This is a genomic window from Kitasatospora sp. NPDC088391, from assembly GCF_044753345.1.
Lineage (GTDB): Bacteria > Actinomycetota > Actinomycetes > Streptomycetales > Streptomycetaceae > Kitasatospora.
Genome location: NZ_JBIVNB010000028.1, coordinates 1 through 1,295, shown reverse-complemented (window position 1 = coordinate 1,295; position 1,295 = coordinate 1). Strand labels below are relative to the sequence as shown.

The 1,295-nt window shown below is 67.0% G+C and carries 2 protein-coding genes; one reads left to right on the top strand and one right to left on the bottom strand.

Going from position 1 to position 1,295, the window contains the following annotated elements; translation table 11 throughout:
* Window positions 1-56: 56 nt before the first annotated feature.
* A protein-coding gene (locus ACIQBJ_RS35245) for an IS5 family transposase (protein ID WP_400718870.1) occupies window positions 57-1,000 on the top strand; the annotation gives its coding sequence in 2 pieces (ribosomal slippage) (window positions 57-446 and window positions 449-1,000; 942 coding nt in all).
* Between the two features lie 7 nt (window positions 1,001-1,007).
* On the opposite strand, the gene ACIQBJ_RS35240 is transcribed toward ACIQBJ_RS35245, so the two are convergent.
* A complete protein-coding gene (locus ACIQBJ_RS35240) occupies window positions 1,008-1,199 on the bottom strand; it encodes an e9imm peptide (protein ID WP_400718869.1) in 192 nt (63 codons plus the stop codon).
* Window positions 1,200-1,295: the final 96 nt, after the last annotated feature.

The window sequence follows — 1,295 nt, the reverse complement described above, 5'->3', positions numbered from 1 at the left end:
TAGGAGCTGTCCGGCCGATCATGTGACTGTCGCTTGATCTGCTCGTTGTTCCGGGCATGGGGCGGGGAGAACGTGGTGATCTGTCGGACGCGGAGTGGGAACGGCTGCGGCCGTTCCTGCCGGTGAGCAACGGCCGGTGCGGACGGTGGCGCGATCATCGGCAGGTGATCGACGGGATTCTGCACCGGGTGCGGACCGGAGTGCAGTGGCGGGACCTGCCAAAGCGGTTCGGCCCGTGGAAGACGGTTTATGAGCGCCATCGGCTGTGGTCGGCGGACGGCACCTGGGAACGGCTGTTGCAGCAGGTCCAGGCCGCGGCGGATGCGGCGGGCGAGATCGACTGGGATGTCTCGGTGGACTCCACCATCGTGCGCGCGCACCAGCACGCCGCCGGTGCCCGAACCGACCCGCCACCGGCACCGGGCGCGTCAAAGGGGGGCGAGGCGGCAGAACACCAGGACGAGACACCGTGGCAGAGCCTGGTCGGCCGGCTGGTGGAGGCGGTGAGCGAGGTGAGGGCCTGGGCCGCTCGCGCGGCGGCTTCACCAGCAAGATTCATCTGAGTGCCGACGGTCGCTGCCGCCCGCTGTCCCTGATTGTCACCGCAGGACAGCGGGCGGACTGCACTCAGTTCATCCCGGTACTGGAGAAGATCCGGGTTCCCCGCCTCGGGGCCGGCAGACCCCGCAAGAAGCCGGACAGCGTTGCGGCCGACAAGGGCTACAGCAACAGCCCCTGCCGCGAGTACCTGCGGCGGCGAGGCATCCGGCACACCATCCCGGAGAAGACCGACAGCCGGGCCGCCCGCCTGCGCAAAGGATCACGAGGCGGACGGCCTCCGGGCTTCGATGAGGAGCGGTACAAGAAGCGCAACACCGTGGAGCGGGCCTTCAACAGACTCAAGAACTCCCGAGCGGTGGCCACCCGGTATGACAAGCGCGGCTACGTCTTCTTCGGCACCGTCGCCGTGGCAGCCGTAGTCATCTGGCTGCGATCTTGATGCCTTCTCACAGCGCGAAGGGTTGGTACTCCAAAGCTTGATCGACCACTTCAGCGGCTGTCGGCTCCGGCCCCTTCGGCCAGAAGATCAGGCCGCCGATATGGCCAGTTGGACAGCCGAGGGCCCTGCCCAACGTCTCCAACACGTAGGAGGCCTCGGCATCGTCGGCGTAGTCCGCGTCCATGATCTTCTGCACCATTGCAACGGCAGTCTCACGAGCCATCACCACTGCAGTCACCCCTTCCAGGCGACTGGGAGCCTAGCGAGTCACATGATCGGCCGGACAGCTCCTAGG